Annotated in this window: 3 protein-coding genes; all 3 read right to left on the bottom strand. The window is 32.8% G+C overall.

What is annotated here, in order from left to right; genetic code table 11:
- Positions 1–900: 900 nt before the first annotated feature.
- The 3 genes from FTT98_RS17535 to FTT98_RS17525 all read right to left on the bottom strand — a co-directional run bounded on the left by FTT98_RS17535 (position 901) and on the right by FTT98_RS17525 (position 2,670).
- Positions 901–1,725 (bottom strand): hypothetical protein, encoded by an 825-nt coding sequence (locus FTT98_RS17535; protein ID WP_257220829.1) that lies wholly within the window; start codon positions 1,723–1,725, stop codon positions 901–903.
- A gap of 312 nt (positions 1,726–2,037) precedes the next feature.
- The gene (locus FTT98_RS17530) at positions 2,038–2,433 is read right to left on the bottom strand and encodes a DUF2971 domain-containing protein (RefSeq protein WP_180042254.1); all 396 of its coding nucleotides are present in this window, start codon (positions 2,431–2,433) and stop codon (positions 2,038–2,040) included.
- 48 nt (positions 2,434–2,481) lie between these two features.
- Positions 2,482–2,670, bottom strand: coding sequence for a hypothetical protein (locus tag FTT98_RS17525; RefSeq protein WP_257220830.1), 189 nt, complete (start codon positions 2,668–2,670; stop codon positions 2,482–2,484).
- Positions 2,671–3,079: the final 409 nt, after the last annotated feature.

The following is a 3,079-nucleotide window of genomic DNA, read 5'->3' as shown; positions in this document are numbered from 1 at the left end:
CTCGGTTAATTAAGGCTCGGTTATAGGATGACCAATTGGTTGTACGGTAGATTTTAGAGGCAGGCTTATTCATTTTGAAATTATATTGCTGAAAAAGCCTTTACAGATAGGTTTGTGCAACAAAGCCAAATCCAATTAATTTCACTTCCCCTAGGTGCTGACTCATTCTTAATCATGTTGAGAAAAAAAGAACCTAATATGGAAATTTCACACGAATATCCATGTAATATTATTTTTTACAAATATTTAAATTATGTGTTTGTAATATATTAAATATTTTTAATTTTTATGTTTTTATTTAATTTTCCTCTTTATCCCAAATTTTGGGGATTTTTTTCATATCCCTATTTTCAGGCATAACATATCTAATTGTTTTTATTAACCTTAACCATATTAAAAATAATATAGACTGTTACATATTTCACCAAATATTTGCGAAATAGTTCAAATTAATTTTCAAACAAACCAATAATATTTGAATATTCAACTATATTAATAGTAAAGGCCGATTAAATTTTATTTTTAAATAGAATCTCGAATGTATAATCACTACTTTCAGGTATGTCTTTTGAAACGCAATACAAGAATTACGTCACCAAATACTGAGCCTTTGTATTAAATTACAGGTTTTGAAACACGTCTTAGTTTCCAATGTTAAGCTTTTGTAAATCATATTTTCTTTCTTTAAATTTCAGTTTTTTGTTTTTCAAATTTTTAGAATCTCATTTATTACATGAAATATCATGTATGTTAAAATTCAGTCCCTCTCTTTCAACCCTCTTTTTACTTTGATTTTTTATTCAAAATACTGACTACCTCATTTAAAAGTATCTACATTCATCTTTAGAAAATTCTATAAATAAAAAAAGCCCCAAGTTATGGGGCTTTTTAAAATTTAACTTACTCACTGACTGGATAAAGCAATCCTTGATCGACTCGAAAGATTTGACCTGATCCAAAGTCGATCTGCTGCAACTCTCCTTTTAATTTTGGGAAGCCAGCAATTTTTTCCAATTGTGGTGAGCGTTGAAAATTTTTCGTTTTAGGATTGTACATCCAATAAATAAATCGCTTATCTTCTATTTTTCGACCATCAGAGGTATCCGAAAGTACAACATCATAGTATCCATCAAAGTTTACATCTAAGAATCCGATACTATTCCCAAAAACATTAAAGCCTTGTAATGACTGTAGTACTTTGCCATTTGATTTATTAATTACATCTACGCGCTTTAGAGACTTGCCATAGGGCTGATCTGCGGATTGCACCCCATAAAACTTAAACAGCAGGATAGGTTTATCTGCAGCTTTAAACGCAGGTTCAAACTGTAAATAACTTGTAGATGGTGGTACCGTTTGTTCAGTCAGTTCAGCTTTAAACGATCCTGTATTTGCATTCAATGTTCCTGCCAATCGATAAGCTGTTACCGCATTTTGTTCAGTCACAACATTGACTGAGTTCAAGTCAATAAAATCTGCTTTTTGAGTCCCTTTAAAGTTAATTTGTTTGGGCTCTTGCAAATCAGTCAAAGTCCCGTGCGGATTCCATATGCCAGCATACAAATCTAAGAAATAACGCCCTTCAGTAGAGCGAAGCATCCGCTGCATGGATATCCGAACATCAGGTAAAGGCTTTAACTCAGACTGTGCTATATCTGAAACTTGTGCAAAACTCACCACAGGTAGACAAAGAGCGAGTAAGAGAGAGAGTTTTGATATTTTCATTGCAATTACACACTCCATGCAGCATGAATAATGCCTACTCTATCACAACCTAAATTCAACTCAGCTGACACAAATATAGGAGTTTTGAAACCACCCATGACTCAAAACCATCAAATTAAATTTGATTCACTTTTAAAGACCATGTTTCCAAATCTAATGAAATGCATTTCAAACTAATATTAGATTCAACACATAGATCTTTCAGCAATTCACACTGATCTCTTATGATCAATTACTGGCTTCACAAGCTCTTGTTTTCTTCTAAGATCAATATATGCATTTTTCCCAAAATATACTTCAAAAAAGGCTTCTTCAGGCAATTTTAACGTATAAATTGGACGCGTTTGCAATTGGGACTCTTTGCCAAAGTTGGTCATTGATATATGCATGTGTTTTTGTAGAAAAGTGATACCCGAATTGAGCATCGCTAATATTCTTTACAATACGTACTTCCTCTTCGTATGCCCATTCCTGCATTTTATAAAGCAAACCATGCTTTATTAAAACTTCTTCATTATCCCAATTTAAAATATTTGAATTTCCTACAGACATTAATTTTTCAACACTTGCCACATTGGCCTGCTTCGGCGCTGTTTTTAAATATCTCAACTCCCCTTTTGTTGAAGGAATAATAAATTGATCACCATCTTCAAGGCCTGCTTTGCATGTGTCTATTCCGATCACGACACCTTTTTTAACTATCCCCATAATGTGGCCAGATGAGTAGATTTAAAGCAGTTCTAGTCAAACTTAAAATCACATATTTTCTAGAAAACTGATTTCGGAATGCCCTACTGCTACCGATGTCGGTACATCCAAATCATAAAAACCAAAACCAGTGCATTCAAATGGGTCATTAAAATCTTCTAAATGTGAAAAACCTAGAGATTTTGTTTTCAAAATCGTTAAAGCAGCTTCAAAACTCACATATTTATATAAAATCATTATTCTAACCCACGCTAATATTGGGTTCCTTGTATCATAAAACTCAAAAGATAATTAAATAAATTCTTTTCTTTGCTTACGATTTTGTTCGATTGGATCCAAAGTATGAACGAGTACAAAACATTGTTTTGTACGAAGTACAACGAGGCAGCACACTGTTCTGAGTGACGCGTAAGGAATGAAAGCACTACTTTTCTATTTTTAAGGCACGTAACTTTAAATATTAAAAAACCCACTCAAAATGAGTGGGTCTTCGTATTCAAATCAATTGATTCAAGAAATTCTCTGTACACGACAAATTTCATAGGATCCTTGTCCTATCAGGCTTTTTCTTTCTTAAAATTGCTAGCACTTTCTTAAATTCTTCTTTTTTTCCAAAACCAATCAAACGTAGAATAGCCATTTGAAC

The organism is Acinetobacter sp. YH12039 (assembly GCF_013420015.1).
Classification (GTDB): domain Bacteria; phylum Pseudomonadota; class Gammaproteobacteria; order Pseudomonadales; family Moraxellaceae; genus Acinetobacter; species Acinetobacter amyesii.
The sequence above is the reverse complement of the archived record's forward strand: the minus strand, read 5'-3'. Positions and strand labels throughout refer to the sequence as shown.

Bases quoted from the DNA above. Each gene is read 5' to 3' on its own strand.
- FTT98_RS17525 (WP_257220830.1), bottom strand. From the start codon at position 2,670: ATGATTTTATATAAATATGTGAGTTTTGAAGCTGCTTTAACGATTTTG.
- FTT98_RS17530 (WP_180042254.1), bottom strand. From the start codon at position 2,433: ATGGGGATAGTTAAAAAAGGTGTCGTGATCGGAATAGACACATGCAAA.
- FTT98_RS17535 (WP_257220829.1), bottom strand. From the start codon at position 1,725: ATGAAAATATCAAAACTCTCTCTCTTACTCGCTCTTTGTCTACCTGTG.